Source organism: Pseudomonas pergaminensis, assembly GCF_024112395.2.
GTDB classification, from domain to species: Bacteria; Pseudomonadota; Gammaproteobacteria; order Pseudomonadales; family Pseudomonadaceae; genus Aquipseudomonas; species Aquipseudomonas pergaminensis.
Map to the genome: position 1 here is coordinate 6,476,872 of NZ_CP078013.2, position 16,706 is coordinate 6,493,577.

At 61.3% G+C, this 16,706-nt stretch carries 16 protein-coding genes; 5 read left to right on the top strand and 11 right to left on the bottom strand.

Going from position 1 to position 16,706, the window contains the following annotated elements; translation table 11 throughout:
• Nucleotides 1-42 precede the first annotated feature (42 nt).
• The 3 genes from KUA23_RS29605 to KUA23_RS29615 form a co-directional block, all read right to left on the bottom strand.
• Nucleotides 43-318 (bottom strand): HU family DNA-binding protein, encoded by a 276-nt coding sequence (locus KUA23_RS29605; protein WP_003176958.1) that lies wholly within the window; start codon nucleotides 316-318, stop codon nucleotides 43-45.
• 191 nt (nucleotides 319-509) lie between these two features.
• The gene (locus tag KUA23_RS29610) at nucleotides 510-1,658 is read right to left on the bottom strand and encodes an NAD(P)/FAD-dependent oxidoreductase (RefSeq protein WP_078050763.1); all 1,149 of its coding nucleotides are present in this window, start codon (nucleotides 1,656-1,658) and stop codon (nucleotides 510-512) included.
• A 37-nt stretch (nucleotides 1,659-1,695) separates the two neighbouring features.
• Entirely contained in the window at nucleotides 1,696-1,863 is a 168-nt protein-coding gene (locus KUA23_RS29615) for a rubredoxin (RefSeq protein ID WP_015886569.1), read from the bottom strand.
• 194 nt (nucleotides 1,864-2,057) lie between these two features.
• Here KUA23_RS29615 and KUA23_RS29620 point away from each other — a divergent pair, with 194 nt between their 5' ends.
• Nucleotides 2,058-2,621 (top strand): chorismate--pyruvate lyase family protein, encoded by a 564-nt coding sequence (locus KUA23_RS29620; RefSeq protein ID WP_214497150.1) that lies wholly within the window; start codon nucleotides 2,058-2,060, stop codon nucleotides 2,619-2,621.
• On the top strand, nucleotides 2,621-3,511 hold the full coding sequence (ubiA, locus tag KUA23_RS29625) for a 4-hydroxybenzoate octaprenyltransferase (protein WP_252993237.1): 891 nt from the start codon (nucleotides 2,621-2,623) through the stop codon (nucleotides 3,509-3,511). Before KUA23_RS29620 ends, ubiA begins: the two co-directional genes overlap by 1 nt.
• A gap of 128 nt (nucleotides 3,512-3,639) precedes the next feature.
• On the opposite strand, the gene KUA23_RS29630 is transcribed toward ubiA, so the two are convergent.
• On the bottom strand, nucleotides 3,640-4,017 hold the full coding sequence (locus KUA23_RS29630) for a COG4315 family predicted lipoprotein (protein WP_100491870.1): 378 nt from the start codon (nucleotides 4,015-4,017) through the stop codon (nucleotides 3,640-3,642).
• A 155-nt stretch (nucleotides 4,018-4,172) separates the two neighbouring features.
• On the opposite strand from KUA23_RS29630, the gene phoB reads away from it, so the two are divergent.
• The 3 genes from phoB to KUA23_RS29645 all read left to right on the top strand — a co-directional run bounded on the left by phoB (nucleotide 4,173) and on the right by KUA23_RS29645 (nucleotide 7,750).
• Nucleotides 4,173-4,862, top strand: coding sequence for a phosphate regulon transcriptional regulator PhoB (gene phoB, locus KUA23_RS29635; RefSeq protein WP_003176964.1), 690 nt, complete (start codon nucleotides 4,173-4,175; stop codon nucleotides 4,860-4,862).
• 136 nt (nucleotides 4,863-4,998) lie between these two features.
• Entirely contained in the window at nucleotides 4,999-6,285 is a 1,287-nt protein-coding gene (phoR, locus tag KUA23_RS29640) for a phosphate regulon sensor histidine kinase PhoR (protein ID WP_218170090.1), read from the top strand.
• 124 nt (nucleotides 6,286-6,409) lie between these two features.
• On the top strand, nucleotides 6,410-7,750 hold the full coding sequence (locus tag KUA23_RS29645) for a hemolysin family protein (protein WP_010207573.1): 1,341 nt from the start codon (nucleotides 6,410-6,412) through the stop codon (nucleotides 7,748-7,750).
• A 3-nt stretch (nucleotides 7,751-7,753) separates the two neighbouring features.
• Here KUA23_RS29645 and KUA23_RS29650 read toward each other — a convergent pair whose 3' ends face one another.
• The 7 genes from KUA23_RS29650 to KUA23_RS29680 all read right to left on the bottom strand — a co-directional run bounded on the left by KUA23_RS29650 (nucleotide 7,754) and on the right by KUA23_RS29680 (nucleotide 16,674).
• A complete protein-coding gene (locus KUA23_RS29650) occupies nucleotides 7,754-8,416 on the bottom strand; it encodes a M23 family metallopeptidase (protein WP_252993238.1) in 663 nt (220 codons plus the stop codon).
• Nucleotides 8,417-8,606: 190 nt separating this feature from the next.
• On the bottom strand, nucleotides 8,607-9,518 hold the full coding sequence (locus tag KUA23_RS29655; protein WP_078050769.1) for a response regulator: 912 nt from the start codon (nucleotides 9,516-9,518) through the stop codon (nucleotides 8,607-8,609).
• Between the two features lie 167 nt (nucleotides 9,519-9,685).
• Nucleotides 9,686-10,447, bottom strand: coding sequence for a phosphate signaling complex protein PhoU (gene phoU, locus KUA23_RS29660; protein WP_010207581.1), 762 nt, complete (start codon nucleotides 10,445-10,447; stop codon nucleotides 9,686-9,688).
• 115 nt (nucleotides 10,448-10,562) lie between these two features.
• Nucleotides 10,563-11,396: a phosphate ABC transporter ATP-binding protein PstB gene (gene pstB / locus KUA23_RS29665; protein WP_078050770.1), complete on the bottom strand. Its 834-nt coding sequence runs from the start codon at nucleotides 11,394-11,396 to the stop codon at nucleotides 10,563-10,565.
• Nucleotides 11,397-11,583: 187 nt separating this feature from the next.
• On the bottom strand, nucleotides 11,584-13,254 hold the full coding sequence (pstA, locus tag KUA23_RS29670) for a phosphate ABC transporter permease PstA (RefSeq protein WP_078050771.1): 1,671 nt from the start codon (nucleotides 13,252-13,254) through the stop codon (nucleotides 11,584-11,586).
• Between the two features lie 15 nt (nucleotides 13,255-13,269).
• Nucleotides 13,270-15,303, bottom strand: coding sequence for an ABC transporter permease subunit (locus KUA23_RS29675; protein WP_177409535.1), 2,034 nt, complete (start codon nucleotides 15,301-15,303; stop codon nucleotides 13,270-13,272).
• A gap of 384 nt (nucleotides 15,304-15,687) precedes the next feature.
• Nucleotides 15,688-16,674 carry a phosphate ABC transporter substrate-binding protein PstS gene (locus KUA23_RS29680; protein WP_032884460.1) on the bottom strand — a complete coding sequence of 329 codons (987 nt, stop codon included), beginning with the start codon at nucleotides 16,672-16,674 and terminating at the stop codon, nucleotides 15,688-15,690.
• Nucleotides 16,675-16,706 lie beyond the last annotated feature (32 nt).

Consider the following 16,706-nt stretch of genomic DNA (forward strand, 5'->3'; position numbering starts at 1 on the left):
CATCTCTCCTACCACCCCGCCCCCTTCGAGACGGTAACGCTCTTACGCGTTAACAGTGTCTTTCAGCGATTTGCCTGGCTTGAACGCAACCGTGTTGCTGGCCTTGATTTTCACCGGCTCACCGGTTTGAGGGTTTTTGCCAGTGCGGGCGCCGCGGTGGCGTTGCAGGAAGGTGCCGAAGCCAACCAGGGTGACGCTGTCCTTGCGGTGCAGGGCGCCGGTGATTTCTTCGAGAACGGCGTTGAGGACGCGGTTGGCCTGTTCTTTGGTGAGATCGGCTTTTTCAGCGATGGCGGCTGCGAGTTCTGGTTTACGCATAAGTGAAGCCTCTTTGACGGTTTTTTGTTGTTATGTCCGTGCTGCTCTCTTCTGGAGCAGCGCCCAAAGCGCCGCAGGCTCTACTCTGCGGCAGACGGGAGTGAGGATGGCATGCCATCGGACGCCGCGCCAGTCTAGCGGCGACCTTTCTAGTGGGAAAAACGTGCTTAATCCGACAGAACGACCGGTATTTACGCCAGCAACGGCGGAAGTTCTTTATTGAGGGCCAGTTTTTCCATCACCGCAGTGCCGGTCAGTGCGTAACCCAGCAGACGGCCACTGGCATCGCGGCACAGGGCCTTGATGTCGGCGCCCTCGCCTTCCACGCTCCAGACGCCTTCGGTTCCGCGTGGCGGTGGCGAGACCACCAGCGGGCAGACCGGCGTCTTGACGGTCACCGGCATCGGGCCGTAGCTGACGGCGGTGGCGTTGCCTGCCAGAGTCTGGGCCAGGGCGCGGGCGCAGCTCATCAGTGGCATTACGTACAGCAGATTAAGGCCGTCAACCTCGGCGCAGTCGCCCAGGGCGTAGATATTGGCGTGGGAGGTCTTGAGGTGGCGGTCCACCATGATCCCGCGGTTGGTCTGCAGGCCGGCGGCGGCGGCCAGGTCGACACGCGGGCGCAGCCCGATGGCGGAGACCACCAGGTCGCAGGCGATCACTTCACCGTCCGAAAGATGGGCTTCCAGGCCGTCAGCAGTGCGCTGCAGCCGATTGAGCACCGGGCCCAGGTGGAAGCGCGCGCCGAGGCCTTCAAGGCCAGCCTGTACCGCTGCGGCGGCGGCCGGGTGCAGCAAGGTTGGCATGACCTGCTCGCACGGCGCTACCAGGTCGATCTCATAGCCGCCAAGGATCAGGTCGTTGGCGAACTCGCAGCCGATCAGGCCGGCGCCGAGCAGCAGTACGCGGCGCTTGCCGGCAGCAGCGGCACGAAAGCGTGCGTAGTCTTCGAGGTCGTTGATCGGGAAAATCAGTTCAGCCGCATCGCCCTCAACCGGCACACGCACGGTTTCTGCGCCCCAGGCCAGGATCAGGTCGCGGTAAGCCACCGCTTCCTCGCCGATCCACAGGCGCTTGTGGCCGGGGTCGATGCCGCTGACGCGGGTGTGAGTGCGCACTTCGGCCTTGAGTTGCTCAGCCATGGCGCCGGGTTCAGCCATGCTCAGGCCATCGGCTTCCTTGTTCTTGCCAAAGCCGGTGGAGAGCATGGGCTTGGAGTAGGAGCGCCCGTCATCCGCGGTGATCAGCAGCAAGGGGGTCTCGCTGTCGAGCTTGCGAAACTCCCGGGCCACGTTGTAACCGGCCAATCCTGTGCCGATGATCACGACAGGTGCGTTCATTCCCTTCTCCTTGTAGTACGTATCTGAAAACCAAAAATCAGCCGATTTCGATCATTTCGAAATCCATTTTGCCCACGCCGCAGTCCGGGCACAGCCAGTCTTCCGGGACGTCTTCCCAACGGGTGCCAGGCAGAATTCCGTCATCCGGCCAGCCGTCTTTCTCGTCATAGATCAGGCCACAGACTACACATTGCCACTTCTTCATCACTTGCTTCCTCAGGGTCAGGCATCTTGGCCGACGGTCGATAGACCCACGTTGCCGTGCGGCTCAGGGCGTTTTGTACTGATCAGGGCCGGCAGATGCAAGCACGATCGACGCAAACAGCCGGTTCAGACCGGCAAAAACCCGGGACGCCATGGTAAGCTCGCCGCCTCTTTTGCTGCCAATACTGACTCACCGTGCCGCACTCAATCGACCCTCCCGATGCTTGCCAATGGCTGATCCAGAGCCGTCTGCTCCCTGCGCCCGCGCCCCTGACCCTCAATTGGCTGTTCAACGAAGACTCGCTGACGCGGCGGCTGACGTGGCTGTCCAACGATGGTTTCAGCGTGACGCCGCTGTTCGAGGGCTGGCAGCCGCTGCGCGACGATGAATGCGCCGCCCTGGCACTGCCACCGGCCAGTATCGGCTGGGTGCGCGAGGTGTATTTGCGTGGCCACGGCCAGCCTTGGGTGTTCGCGCGCAGTGTGGCGGCACGCAGCGCTTTACAGGGTGACGGCTTGCATATGGATGAATTGGGCAGTCGCTCGCTGGGCGAATTGCTGTTCTGCGACCAGGCATTCACTCGCCAGGCAATCGAGGTGTGCCATTACCCACAACAATGGCTGCCTGTGGCGGATCAGGTCGACGGTCTGTGGGCACGCCGTTCACGCTTTGATCGCGGCCCCTTGAGCGTGTTGGTCGCGGAGATCTTTCTGCCCAGCTTCTGGCACGCGTTGCACGCCCATCCGGAGAACTGCTGATGTACCAAGGTCTGCTCAAGTCCCTGAATCACCTGAACCCCAGGGCCTGGGATTTCATCCAACTGACCCGTATGGACAAGCCCATCGGCATCTACCTGCTGCTGTGGCCGACGCTGTGGGCGCTGTGGATCGCCGGCAAAGGCTCGCCCTCTTTGATCAATATCGTGATTTTCGTTTTGGGCGTGGTGCTGACCCGCGCCGGTGGCTGCGTGATCAACGACTGGGCGGACCGCAAGGTCGACGGCCATGTAAAGCGCACCGAGCAGCGCCCGCTGGTGAGCGGCAAGATCAGTTCGAAAGAGGCGCTGGTGTTTTTCGCGGTGTTGATGGGCATCAGTTTCCTGCTGGTGCTGCTGACCAACGCCACCACCATCCTGCTGTCCCTGGGTGGCCTGGCCCTGGCGGCGAGCTATCCGTTCATGAAGCGCTACACCTATTACCCACAAGTGGTGCTGGGGGCGGCGTTTTCCTGGGGCATGCCGATGGCGTTCACCGCCGAGACTGGCAGCCTGCCTGCCGCCGCGTGGCTGTTGTATATCGCCAACCTGCTGTGGACGGTGGGCTACGACACGTATTACGCGATGACCGACCGCGATGACGACTTGAAGATCGGCGTGAAATCCACGGCCATTCTGTTCGGCGAAGCTGATCGCGTGATCATCCTGACCCTGCAAGGGCTGTCGCTGGCGTGCCTGTTGCTGGCCGGAGCCCGGTTTGAGCTGGGCGGCTGGTTTCACCTGGGGCTGCTGGCAGCGGCCGGCTGTTTTGCCTGGGAATTCTGGTACACCCGGGACAAGGATCGGATGAAGTGCTTCAAGGCGTTCCTGCACAACCACTGGGCGGGGCTGGCGATATTTATCGGGATTGTGCTGGATTACGCGTTGCGCTGAGGTCTTTGTGGCGGCCGGGCTTACGCCTTCGCGGGCAAGTCGAATCGTCGCACCGCCGCTCCCACATTTGGAATGCGTTCCACTGTAAGAGCGGGCTTGCCCGCGATGTTTTCAACGGTACCCTGTGATCAGGGTTTGATGATGTGCCACGCCCCACCCTTGCCATCACCGGTCTTATCGCCCGCCTTGTGGTCATCCTTGTAGGTGTAGACCGGCTTACCCTCATAGGCCCACTGGCTGGTCTGGTCGTCGCGAGTGATGACGGTCCATTTGCCCATCGACGTGTCGGTGGACTCCGCCTTCAGCGGCGGCCAATTGGTCGCACATTGGTCCTTGCACACTGACTTGCCGTCGGCATCCTTGTCGAAGGTGTAGAGGGTCATGCCCTTGTGGTCGACCAGCATTCCGTCTTTAGTCATCGCCGGCTCCGCCGCAAATGCCAGGGTCGGCAGCGTCAACGCGGCCGTTACCAGCAGGGCTTTCCAGGAAATCGTGCTGTAAGTCATCGGAACCTTCCTTTTTCGGTTGTCAGGATTCGGACCCAAAGCGTAGCCCAGTGAGGCGGGAATTGCCCGAGCGACTAAATTACTGTCACACGACTGCAATAATTCCGTTATCTAATGCGGCGCAAGACAGTTAAATGACAAGAGGATTTTTGAGCATGGTTGGCAGGAGCATTCTGATTGTTGACGACGAAGCGCCCATCCGCGAGATGATCGCCGTTGCGTTGGAAATGGCCGGCTACGACTGCCTGGAGGCGGAGAACTCTCAGCAGGCCCATGCCATTATCGTCGACCGCAAGCCGGACCTGATCCTGCTGGACTGGATGCTGCCCGGCACCTCCGGTATCGAACTGGCCCGCCGCCTCAAGCGTGACGAACTGACCGGGGACATCCCGATCATCATGCTCACCGCCAAGGGCGAAGAGGACAACAAGATCCAGGGCCTGGAAGTCGGTGCCGACGACTACATCACCAAGCCGTTTTCCCCACGCGAGTTGGTCGCTCGTCTGAAAGCCGTATTGCGCCGCGCCGGCCCAACCGATGGCGAGGCGCCTATCGAAGTCGGCGGCCTGCTGCTGGATCCGATCAGCCACCGCGTGACCATCGACGGCAAGCCGGCCGAGATGGGGCCGACCGAATACCGCCTGCTGCAATTCTTCATGACCCACCAGGAACGCGCCTACACCCGTGGCCAATTGCTGGACCAGGTGTGGGGCGGCAATGTGTATGTGGAAGAGCGCACCGTGGACGTGCATATCCGGCGCCTGCGCAAAGCCTTGGGCGATGCCTACGAGAATCTGGTACAAACCGTGCGCGGCACGGGCTACCGCTTTTCAACCAAAGGTTGAAATCAGCTGCAAGCTCTCAGCTACAAGCGGCAAGTAGAAGCTGATCTGCTCTGACTTGAAGCTTGCAGCTTGAAACTTTTCACTGTCCGAAGGACCGATCGTGAACCAAAACTGGCATGGCACCCTGATCCGCCACATGCTTTTGCTGATCACCGGCTGCCTGTTGGTGGGTCTGGTCAGCGGTTACTACGGCTGGAGCCTGGCAGCCGGCATCGCCTTGTACCTGGGCTGGACCCTCAAGCAACTGCTGCGCCTGCATGAATGGCTGCGCCAGCACAAACCCGATGAAGCACCGCCCGATGGCTACGGCCTGTGGGGCGAAGTGTTCGACAGCATCTATCACTTGCAGCGCCGCGACCAACGGGTGCGCGGGCGCCTGCAAGCCGTGATCGACCGGGTGCAGGAGTCCACCGCCGCGTTGAAAGACGCGGTGATCATGCTCGACAGCGACGGCAACCTGGAGTGGTGGAACCGCGCCGCCGAGACCCTGCTGGGCCTCAAGACCCCCCAGGACAGCGGCCAGCCGGTGACCAACCTGGTGCGCCACCCGCGCTTCAAGGAGTACTTCGAACAGGAGAACTACGAAGAAGCCCTGGAAATCCCCTCGCCCACCAATGACCGCGTGCGCATCCAGCTGTACCTGACGCGCTATGGCAACAACGAGCACCTGATGCTGGTGCGTGACGTCACCCGCATCCACCAGCTGGAACAGATGCGCAAAGACTTCGTCGCCAACGTCTCACACGAGTTGCGCACACCGCTGACGGTGATCTGCGGCTACCTGGAGACGCTGCTGGACAACGTCGACGAGATCAACCCGCGCTGGAGCCGTGCCCTGCAACAGATGCAGCAGCAAGGTTCACGCATGCAGACACTGCTCAACGACCTGCTGTTGCTGGCCAAGTTGGAGGCGACCGATTACCCGTCGGATAACCATCCTGTCGCCGTGCAAAGCCTGCTGCAGACCATCAAGAACGACGCCCAGGCCCTGTCCGGCCAACGCGGCCAGCAGATCACCCTGGAAGCCGACCCCGCCGTGCTGCTCAAAGGCAGCGAAGGCGAGTTGCGCAGCGCGTTTTCCAACCTGGTGTTCAACGCCGTGAAGTACACCCAGGATAAAGGCAACATCCGCATCCGCTGGTGGGCCGACGAACAGGGCGCGCACCTGAGTGTGCAGGACTCCGGCATCGGCATCGACGCCAAGCACTTGCCGCGCCTGACCGAGCGCTTCTACCGCGTCGACTCCAGCCGCAACTCCAACACTGGCGGCACCGGGCTTGGCCTGGCGATCGTCAAGCACGTGCTGCTGCGTCACCGCGCACGCCTGGAGATCAGCAGCGTGTTGGGCCATGGCAGCACGTTTACCTGCCATTTTCCGCCAGCACAGATGACACGATCGAAGGCAATTGATCAGGACACCTGACGGCCCGCCCGGCAGTGGGCACTAGGCAAGCGCCCCGTCAGCCGCTACATTGGCAGACTTGCGCCTGCCTTCCAGGCCCGCCTGACACCCCTTATTGAACACACGGAACCTGCAAAACCCCATCATGGACCCTTCCCCTGGTATCACCCTCGCTACACTCTTCGCCGACTTCGGTATGATTCTTTTTGCACTGATCCTGGTACTGCTCAACGGTTTCTTCGTTGCGGCCGAATTTGCCATGGTCAAACTGCGCGCCACCCGGGTCGAGGCCATCGCCCACAAGAACGGCTGGCGCGGGCAGATCCTGCGCACCGTGCACAGCCAGCTCGACGCCTACCTGTCGGCCTGCCAGCTGGGCATCACCCTCGCCTCCCTGGGCTTGGGCTGGGTCGGTGAGCCGGCCTTCGCGCACATCCTTGAGCCGCTGCTGGGCGCCGTGGGCGTCGAGTCGCCGGAAGTGATCAAGGGCGTGTCGTTCTTTGCCGCCTTCTTCGTGATTTCCTACCTGCACATTGTGGTCGGTGAGCTGGCGCCCAAGTCCTGGGCGATTCGCAAACCCGAACTGCTGTCGTTGTGGACGGCGGTGCCGCTGTACCTGTTCTACTGGGCCATGTACCCGGCGATCTACCTGCTCAACGCCAGCGCCAACGCCATCCTGCGCATCGCCGGCCAAGGCGAGCCCGGCCCGCACCACGAACACCATTACAGCCGTGAAGAACTCAAGCTGATCCTGCACTCCAGCCGTGGCCAGGACCCGAGCGACCAAGGCATGCGCGTGCTGGCCTCCGCCGTGGAAATGGGCGAGCTGGAAGTGGTGGACTGGGCCAACTCCCGAGAAGACCTGGTCACCCTGGACTTCAACGCCCCGCTCAAGGAAATCCTCGCGCTGTTCCGCCGCCACAAATTCAGCCGCTACCCGGTATATGACGCGGTGCGCAACGAATTCGTGGGCCTGCTGCACATCAAGGACCTGCTGCTGGAACTGGCGGCCCTGGACCACATTCCCGAGTCGTTCAACCTGGCCGAGCTGACCCGCCCGCTCGAGCGCGTGTCGCGGCACATGCCGCTGTCGCAACTGCTGGAACAGTTCCGCAAAGGCGGCGCGCACTTCGCCCTGGTGGAAGAAGCCGACGGCAAGATCATCGGCTACCTCACCATGGAAGACGTGCTGGAAGTGCTGGTGGGCGATATCCAGGATGAACACCGCAAGGCCGAGCGCGGCATCCTGGCCTACCAGCCGGGCAAGCTGCTGGTGCGTGGCGACACGCCGCTGTTCAAGGTCGAGCGCCTGCTGGGTGTCGACCTGGACCACATCGAAGCCGAAACCCTGGCCGGTCTGATCTACGACACCCTCAAGCGCGTGCCGGAAGAGGAAGAAGTGCTGGAGGTCGAAGGCTTGCGCATCATCATCAAGAAGATGAAAGGGCCGAAGATCGTACTGGCCAAGGTGCTGTTGCTGGATTGATCGTCAATTGCCCAATGCAAAATTGGGCAATGCGCCGACCGGCTGGTTGAACTCATACGGGATCGACACCAGCCCCGCCTCGGTGGCGCGCTGCACCACAAAATGCAGATGTGGCCCGCTGCTGTTGCCGGTATTGCCCGACAACGCCAGCGGGTTTCCTACCGCCACACGCTGCCCAACCCTGACACTGACCGAGCCTTGCTTGAGGTGCAGGTACACGCCCTCGGTACCGTCATCGTGGCGCACCCTCACGAAATTCCCCGACGCATCACTGCCACGCCCGGTCTGCCCGTTCTCGGTTTTCACCACCACCCCGCTACGCGCCGCGATGATTGGCGTGCCTTCGGGCATGGCGATATCCATGGCGTAGCGGCTCTTACTATCGGTATGGCTGAAAGTGCCGTTGGGACCTTGGGTCAGGCGAAATGGGCCGCCACGCCAGGGCAAGGGATAGCGGTAGGCTTGTTGTGGACGATTGGGCTTGGGCACGACAAGCATCGGTCGCTCAACCTTGCGCTCCTGGATCACGAACGCCAGGGCACCCGGCGTATACCGGTCGCTGATAAACACCAGGCCATTGGCATCGACGGATTTGTAGAGGGTCATGGCCTGGGTCGAAGTGACGACCGCTGCCAGCCCGCAGCACAGTAGTAAGCGCATGAGCATAGCGTGAAACTGCCGGGATGACTGACCGGCAGGTTACCAAGGAATCATGACAACTCTATGCGCCACACTGGAGATCCCAATGTGGGAGGGGGCTTGCCCCCGATTGCGGGATGTCAGCCACCGGCTGCTTAGCTGAACCGCCGCCATCGGGGGCAAGCCCCCTCCCACAGTTGTACGGTGCCCCTCAGGATCACGCACCCGGCACAAAATGCTTCTGCGCCGTACCCCGTGCGATCAGACGGGAGATGTAATCGAGCTTCTGCGCGTCCTGGTCGATGAACCGGAAGGTCAGTTGCAGCCAATCGCTGTCAGGCTTGGGTTCGAAGGCGACGATAGCGTGCAAGTAGCCGTTGAGACGGGCCACTTCGGCGTTGTCGCCTTGTTCCAGGTCGAGCACAGCGCTTTCCAGTACCTGGGGCAGGACTTCGCTGCGACGTACTACCAGCAGCGCTTCCTTGATGCTCAGCGCCTTGATCACGCATTGCTGGGTGCCACTGGACAGACGCAATTGGCCCTGGCCACGACCGCCAGCCGGCGCAGCCGCTACCGGGGCCTGCACCGGAGGGCTGTTGAGCAAACCTTTGTTAGGCGCAGGAGCAGCAGCCGCAACAGGAGCCGCACGCGCCACTTCGGGTTTGCCGCCGGTCAGGGCGCTCAAGGAATCGTTGCCGAAAGCCGAGTTCATTTTGGTCGGCGCGCTGGCGACCAGGGCGTCGAGACGGCCGATCTTGTGCAGGGCCTGCTTGACCTTGTTCAGCAGCTGCTCGTTGGTGAACGGCTTGCTGACGTAGCCGGAAACCCCGGCCTGGATGGCCTGGACCACGTTTTCCTTGTCGCCACGGCTGGTGACCATCACGAACGGCATGGCTTTGAGGTGAGGTTGCTCACGGCACCAGGTCAACAGTTCAAGGCCAGACATCTCCGGCATTTCCCAGTCGCACAGCACCAGGTCGAAGGTCTCGCGCATCAGGATGGCCTGGGCCTTTTTGCCGTTCACCGCGTCTTCAAGCTTGATCCCGGGGAAGTAGTTGCGCAGGCACTTCTTCACCAGGTCGCGGATAAACGAGGCGTCATCCACCACCAATACACTGACTTTACTCATCGACCCTTCATCCTATAAAAACTTCGGCACGCAAGACGCCTGACTGATGGCATTTTGCCAAAACCCTGTAGTCACGTTCGGACTTTTTTCATCCGATCCGCAAAAAATTCAGCGGCCACAAACAAAAACGCCCGACCAAAGGCCGGGCGTTTATTTCTCGGGCAATCTTACTTATCGTCAGATTCGCCCGGAACATTAGGGATTAGATCGGCCGAACCTTCAACTTCGGCCTTCATGCGCTTGAGGCCCATGTGCCGTACGTCGGTCCCGCGCACCAGGTAAATCACCAGTTCCGAGATATTGCGCGCGTGGTCGCCGATACGCTCCAGGGAACGCAGCACCCAGATAATGCTCAAGACCCGCGAGATAGAGCGCGGATCTTCCATCATGTAAGTCGCCAGCTCACGCAGCGCGGTCTTGTATTCGCGGTCGATGATCTTGTCGTACTGGGCCACCGACAACGCCAACTCGGCGTCGAAGCGCGCAAAGGCGTCGAGTGCATCGCGCACCATGTTGCGCACTTGGTCACCGATATGGCGCACTTCCACGTAACCACGCGGCGCTTCGCCTTCTTCGCACAGCTGGATGGCACGACGGGCGATCTTGGTGGCTTCATCGCCGATGCGCTCCAGATCGATCACCGACTTGGAGATGCTGATGATCAACCGCAGGTCGGACGCCGCCGGCTGGCGACGAGCGAGGATGCGCAGGCATTCTTCGTCGATGTTGCGTTCCATCTGGTTGATCTGGTCGTCGATCTCACGCACTTGCTGGGCCAGGCCTGAGTCGGCCTCGATCAGCGCGGTGACCGCATCGTTGACTTGCTTCTCCACCAGCCCGCCCATCGCCAGGAGGTGGCTGCGCACTTCCTCGAGCTCGGCGTTGAACTGCGCGGAGATGTGATGGGTAAGGCCTTCTTTGCTAATCATGCGTTTGCTCCGCAAAAGCTGTAAGCCGCAAGCTACAAGCTGCAAGCTGATGTGTGTCGTTCCGTTGAACTGCTTTTACTTACCGCTTGAAACTGGCGGCTTGCAGCTGCCCCAACTAGCCGTAGCGACCAGTGATGTAGTCTTCGGTCTGCTTCTTCGCCGGATTGGTGAACAGGGTATCGGTGTCGCCGAATTCCACCAGCTTGCCCATGTACATGAACGCGGTGTAGTCGGAAACCCGCGCCGCCTGTTGCATGTTGTGGGTCACGATAACGATGGTGAACTTGGACTTGAGCTCGTAGATCAGCTCTTCGACTTTCAGCGTCGAGATCGGGTCGAGAGCCGAGCAAGGTTCGTCGAGCAGCAACACTTCCGGCTCCACGGCGATGGTCCGCGCGATCACCAGACGCTGCTGCTGGCCGCCGGACAGGCCGAGGGCCGAGTCGTGCAGGCGGTCTTTCACTTCGTCCCACAGCGCCGCGCCCTTGAGGGCCCACTCAACGGCTTCGTCAAGGATGCGCTTCTTGTTGATGCCCTGGATGCGCAGGCCGTAGACCACGTTTTCGTAGATGGTCTTGGGGAACGGGTTGGGCTTCTGGAACACCATGCCCACGCGGCGACGCAGCTCGGCCACGTCTTCGCCCTTGCGGTAGATGTTGGTGCCGTAGAGGTTGATCGCGCCCTCCACTCGGCAACCGTCCACCAGATCGTTCATGCGGTTGAAGGTACGCAGCAGCGTGGACTTGCCGCAGCCCGACGGGCCGATGAAGGCGGTCACGCGCTGCTTGGGGATGTTCATGCTGACGTCAAACAGCGCCTGTTTTTCACCGTAGTACAGGCTCAGGCCCGGCACTTCGATGGCCACGGTTTCCTGGGCCAGGCTCAGGCTCTGCTTGTCGCGACCCAGGGCAGACATGTTGATGCCGTGGGTGTGGGTGTCTTGTTGCATGGGATGCTCCCTGTGCTACCAATTCGTTTCGTTGAACCGCCGGGGCGGTTTACTCAAAAATCTGTGTCTGGCGCTGACCCCTGTGGGAGCTGGCTTGCCTGCGATGGCATCACCGCGGTGTACCTGCTAAACCGAGTCGCCTGCATCGCAGACAAGCCAGCTCCCACATTGACCGTGTCCGGCCCGCTTAGCTGTCTAGCGCTTTGTATTTTTCGCGCAGGTGGTTACGGATCCACACTGCCGACAAGTTAAGCGTGGCGATCACCAGTACCAGCAGCAAGGCGGTGGCGTACACCAGCGGCCGGGCGGCTTCGACGTTGGGGCTCTGGAAGCCGACGTCATAGATATGGAAGCCCAGGTGCATGATCTTCTGGTCCAGGTGCAGGTACGGGTAGTTGCCGTCCAACGGCAGCGACGGTGCCAGTTTCACCACGCCGACCAGCATCAGCGGCGCCACTTCACCGGCGGCGCGGGCCACGGCGAGGATCATGCCCGTCATCATCGCCGGGCTGGCCATCGGCAGCACGATCTTCCACAGCGTTTCCGCCTTGGTCGCGCCGAGTGCCAGGGAGCCTTCACGGACGGTGCGAGGAATCCGCGCCAGGCCTTCTTCGGTGGCCACGATCACCACCGGCACCGCCAGCAGCGCCAGGGTCAGCGAGGCCCAGAGCAAACCCGGCGTGCCGAACGTCGGCGCCGGCAAGGCTTCGGCAAAGAACAGCCGGTCTACCGAGCCACCCAATACATACACGAAGAAGCCCAGGCCGAACACGCCGTAGACGATGGCCGGTACGCCCGCCAGGTTGTTCACGGCGATGCGGATAATCCGCGTCAGGGTGTTCTGCTTGGCGTATTCACGCAGGTACACCGCCGCCAGCACGCCAAACGGAGTGACGATCATCGCCATGATCAGGGTCATCATCACGGTGCCGAAGATAGCCGGGAAGATCCCGCCTTCGGTGTTGGCTTCCCGTGGGTCATCGCTGAGGAATTCCCAGACCTTGCTGAAGTAGAAGCCGACCTTGGTGATCGTGCCCATGGCATTCGGCTGGTAGGCGTGCACCACTTTGCCGATGCCGATTTCGACTTCCTTGCCGTTGCCGTCGCGGGCGGTCAGGGCGTCGCGGTTGAATTGGGCATGCAGGTCGGCCAGGCGTGCCTCGATGTCCTGGTAGCGGGCATTGAGCTCGGCGCGGTCGGCGTCCATGTCGGCCTGGGCGGCGGCGTCAAGCTTGCCTTCCAGCTCCAGCTTGCGACCGTGCAGGCGGATGCGCTCCAGCCCGGCGTTGATCGCGCCGATGTCGGATTTTTCCAGGGTTTTGAGTTGAGCGGCCAGCTTGTTGACGCGATCCACACGGGCCTGCAGCTCCGGCCATGCGGCCTCGCCTTCGGCGATGACTTTACCGTCCTGTTTAACGTTGACCAGGGTGCCGTAGAAATTACCCCACTCACGACGCTCGATGGTCATCAGGTTCGCCGGCGTGGTCTGGTCCTTGAGCCACTCGCCGACGATCCAGGTGAAGTCATTGCCGTTCAGGTCGCGGTTACCGACCTTGATCAGCTCGCGGGTCATGAACTCCGGGCCTTGGTCCGGCACCGGCAGGCCAGCGCTTTTCAGGCGCTCGCGGGGGACTTCTTCCTTCTGCACCACTTCGCCGATGACGACATGGTTTGCCTGGCCCGGCACGTTGTAGTTGGCCTGGATCAGGTCGGCCGGCCAGAAGTGACCCAGGCCACGCACTGCAATCACGGCCAGCAAACCAATGGTCATGATGACCGCAATGGACACCGCGCCACCGCTGATCCAGACGCCAGGGGCGCCGCTCTTGAACCATCCATTCAGGGAGTTCTGTTTCACAGACTTCTACCTTTCTTAAAGCGACGAGTATTTCTTGCGCAGACGCTGACGGATCAGCTCGGCGAGGGTGTTCATGATGAAGGTGAACAACAGCAGCACCAGCGCCGAGAGGAACAGCACGCGGTAGTGACTGCCGCCCACTTCCGACTCCGGCATTTCCACCGCAACGTTGGCCGCGAGCGTTCGCAGGCCTTCGAACAGGTTCATCTCCATCACCGGGGTGTTACCGGTGGCCATCAACACGATCATGGTCTCGCCGACAGCACGGCCCATGCCGATCATCAGCGCCGAGAAGATGCCCGGGCTGGCGGTGAGGATCACCACGCGGGTCATGGTCTGCCACGGCGTGGCACCCAGGGCCAGCGAGCCCAGGGTCAGGCCGCGTGGCACGCTGAACACGGCATCTTCGGCGATGGAATAGATGTTCGGGATCACTGCGAAGCCCATGGCCAAACCCACTACCAGAGCGTTGCGCTGGTCGTAGGTGATGCCCAGGTCGTGAGAGATCCACATGCGCATGTCGCCGCCGAAGAACCAGGTTTCCAGGTACGGGCTCATGTACAGCGAGAGCCAGCCCACGAACAGGATCACCGGAATCAGGATCGCGCTTTCCCAGCCATCGGGAACCCGCAGGCGCAAGGATTCAGGCAGGCGACTGAAGACGAAACCGGCCACCAGAATGCCAATCGGCAGCAGCATCAGCAGACTGAAAATGCCCGGCAGATGCCCTTCCACATACGGTGCCAGGAACAGGCCGGCGAAGAAACCGAGGATCACCGTCGGCATCGCTTCCATCAATTCGATCACCGGCTTGACCTTGCGGCGCAGGCTCGGGGCCATGAAGTAGGCGGTGTAGATCGCTGCCGCAACAGCCAGTGGCGCAGCCAGCAGCATGGCGTAGAACGCCGCCTTCAAGGTGCCGAAGGTCAGCGGGGCCAGGCTCATCTTGGGTTCGAAATCGGTGTTGGCAGCGGTCGATTGCCAGACGTACTTGGGCTCGTCGTAGTTTTCGTACCAGACCTTGCTCCACAGTGCACTCCAGGACACTTCCGGGTGCGGGTTGTCGAGCAGCAGCGGTTGCAGCTTGCCGCCAGCTTCGACGATCACGCGGTTGGCGCGTGGCGACATGCCGTACATGCCTTGGCCATCGACCACCGGGTCCACCAGCAGTGTGCGGTGCGCGGTGCTGTGGAACACGCCGAATTTGCCGGAAGCGTCTAGGGCCGTGAAGCCTTTGCGGCGCTCTTCGGCGGAGATTTCTACGATAGGCGCAGCGCCCATCTGGAAGGTACGGATCTGCTTGAAGCGCTGCTCGCCATCCGGGTCGCGGGCCATGAACCACTGGGCCAGGCCGCCCTTGGAGTTACCAATGATCAGCGAGATGCCGCCCACCAGTTGCGTGCTGGCGGTGACTTCAGCATTGCCGTCTTCCAGCAATTTGTAGCGACCATTGAGGCTCTTGTCGCGCAGGCTGAACACATCGGCGAGGGCACGGCCGTTGATCACATACAGCCATTGCTGGCGCGGGTCGATGAAGATCGCCTTCACAGGCTCAGTCATCTGCGGCAACTCGATGCGCTTCTGCTCGCTGGTGACTTCACCGGTCATCATGTTTTCTTCGCGGCTCAGGGACAGCACGTTCAAGTGCGAACCAGCGGAACCTGCAATCACCAAGGACGAGTCCGTGGCGTTGAGGGCCACATGCTCCAGCGGGCGGCCGGCGTCATCCAGCACGATCGGCGTTTCACCGTAGGGGTATTCGATCGCGGGGGTAATGGTTTTCTTGCCGTCCGGGTAGGACACCTTATAGGTGTGGCGGAATACCAGGGACTGGCCATTGGACAGGCCGAGGATCACCAGCGGGCTACCGGGCTGGTCTTCACCGATAGACGCAACGCTGGTGCCGGCGGGCAGTGGCAGGTCGACACGCTTGAGTTCAGCGCCGGTTTCCACATTGAAGAACAGCGCCTGGCCCTTGTCGGAAACCCGCATGGCGACTTGGTTTTGTTCTTCGAGGGAGATCATCAGCGGCTTGCCGGCGTCTTGGATCCAGGCCGGGGTCAGGGCGTCTTCCTTGGTCAATGAGGCACCTTGGAACAGCGGCGCGACGACGTAAGCCAGGAAGAAGAAAATCAGGGTGATCGCGCCGAGGACGGCGAGGCCGCCGACCAGCACGTACCAACGGGTCAGGCGATCCTTGAGCGCGCGAATGCGGCGCTTGCGTTGCAACTCAGGCGTATTGAAGTCAATGCGCTTGGGGGGAGAAGTCGTCGTCATGGTGGAATTGGCCAGATCATTCATGCGCACACCCTAGCGATCCTGTATGACAGAAAGATGACAGTGCAGTGACGCAACAAATCCGCCGCGAAGCTAGGCTGGCAGCGGACTAGAAAATTCGGATGCGGAGCCGGCAGGCCGGCCCCGCAGAGGCAATCAGTTGCCTTCTTTCAGACCCAGGTCAGCCAGGGCCTTGGCGGCGACTTTGGCTGGCAGTGGGATGTAGCCGTCTTTCACCACAACTTCCTGGCCCTGCTTGGACAGCACCAGCTTCACGAACTCAGCTTCCAGCGGGGCCAGAGGCTTGTTCGGGGCTTTGTTGACGTACACGTAGAGGAAACGCGACAGCGGGTATTTGCCGTTCAGGGCGTTTTCTTCGGTGTCTTCGATGAAGTCAGTGCTGCCTTTCTTGGCCAGGGCCACGGTTTTCACGCTGGCGGTCTTGTAGCCAATGCCCGAGTAACCGATGCCGTTCAGCGACGAGCTGATCGACTGCACGACCGAAGCCGAGCCCGGTTGTTCGTTCACGTTTGGCTTGTAGTCGCCTTTGCACAGGGCTTCTTCTTTGAAGTAGCCGTAGGTGCCGGATACCGAGTTACGACCGAACAGTTGCACCGGCTTGTTGGCCAGGTCGCCGGTCACACCCAGGTCGCCCCAGGTTTTCACGTCAGCTTTGCCGCCGCACAGACGCGTCGAGGAGAAGATCGCGTCGACTTGCTCCATGGTCAGGTGCTGGATCGGGTTGTCCTTGTGCACGAACACGGCCAGGGCATCCACGGCAACCGGGATAGCGGTGGGCTTGTAGCCGTACTTCTGCTCGAAGGCCGCCAGTTCGGTGTCCTTCATCTTGCGGCTCATCGGGCCCAGGTTGGAGGTGCCTTCAGTCAGCGCAGGTGGTGCGGTAGCGGAGCCAGCAGCTTGAATCTGGATGTTGACGTTCGGGTATTCCTTTTTGTAACCCTCGGCCCACAAGGTCATCAGGTTAGCCAGGGTATCGGAACCGACGCTGGACAAGTTGCCCGACACACCAGTGGTCTTAACGTAAGCCGGAATTGCCGGATCAACACCAGCGGCCACCGCGTTGGCGGTCGCAACGCCAGCAGCGACAAAAGTCATTGCCGCCATCAAACGTTTCAGTTTCATGCCTTGCTCCTAGCAGATAGGGATAGTTGGAT

Bases quoted from the DNA above. Each gene is read 5' to 3' on its own strand.
- KUA23_RS29605 (WP_003176958.1), bottom strand. From the start codon at position 318: ATGCGTAAACCAGAACTCGCAGCCGCCATCGCTGAAAAAGCCGATCTC.
- KUA23_RS29610 (WP_078050763.1), bottom strand. From the start codon at position 1,658: ATGAACGCACCTGTCGTGATCATCGGCACAGGATTGGCCGGTTACAAC.
- KUA23_RS29615 (WP_015886569.1), bottom strand. From the start codon at position 1,863: ATGAAGAAGTGGCAATGTGTAGTCTGTGGCCTGATCTATGACGAGAAA.
- ubiA (WP_252993237.1), top strand. From the start codon at position 2,621: ATGTACCAAGGTCTGCTCAAGTCCCTGAATCACCTGAACCCCAGGGCC.
- KUA23_RS29630 (WP_100491870.1), bottom strand. From the start codon at position 4,017: ATGACTTACAGCACGATTTCCTGGAAAGCCCTGCTGGTAACGGCCGCG.
- phoB (WP_003176964.1), top strand. From the start codon at position 4,173: ATGGTTGGCAGGAGCATTCTGATTGTTGACGACGAAGCGCCCATCCGC.
- phoR (WP_218170090.1), top strand. From the start codon at position 4,999: ATGCTTTTGCTGATCACCGGCTGCCTGTTGGTGGGTCTGGTCAGCGGT.
- KUA23_RS29645 (WP_010207573.1), top strand. From the start codon at position 6,410: ATGGACCCTTCCCCTGGTATCACCCTCGCTACACTCTTCGCCGACTTC.
- KUA23_RS29650 (WP_252993238.1), bottom strand. From the start codon at position 8,416: ATGCTCATGCGCTTACTACTGTGCTGCGGGCTGGCAGCGGTCGTCACT.
- KUA23_RS29655 (WP_078050769.1), bottom strand. From the start codon at position 9,518: ATGAGTAAAGTCAGTGTATTGGTGGTGGATGACGCCTCGTTTATCCGC.
- phoU (WP_010207581.1), bottom strand. From the start codon at position 10,447: ATGATTAGCAAAGAAGGCCTTACCCATCACATCTCCGCGCAGTTCAAC.
- pstB (WP_078050770.1), bottom strand. From the start codon at position 11,396: ATGCAACAAGACACCCACACCCACGGCATCAACATGTCTGCCCTGGGT.
- KUA23_RS29680 (WP_032884460.1), bottom strand. From the start codon at position 16,674: ATGAAACTGAAACGTTTGATGGCGGCAATGACTTTTGTCGCTGCTGGC.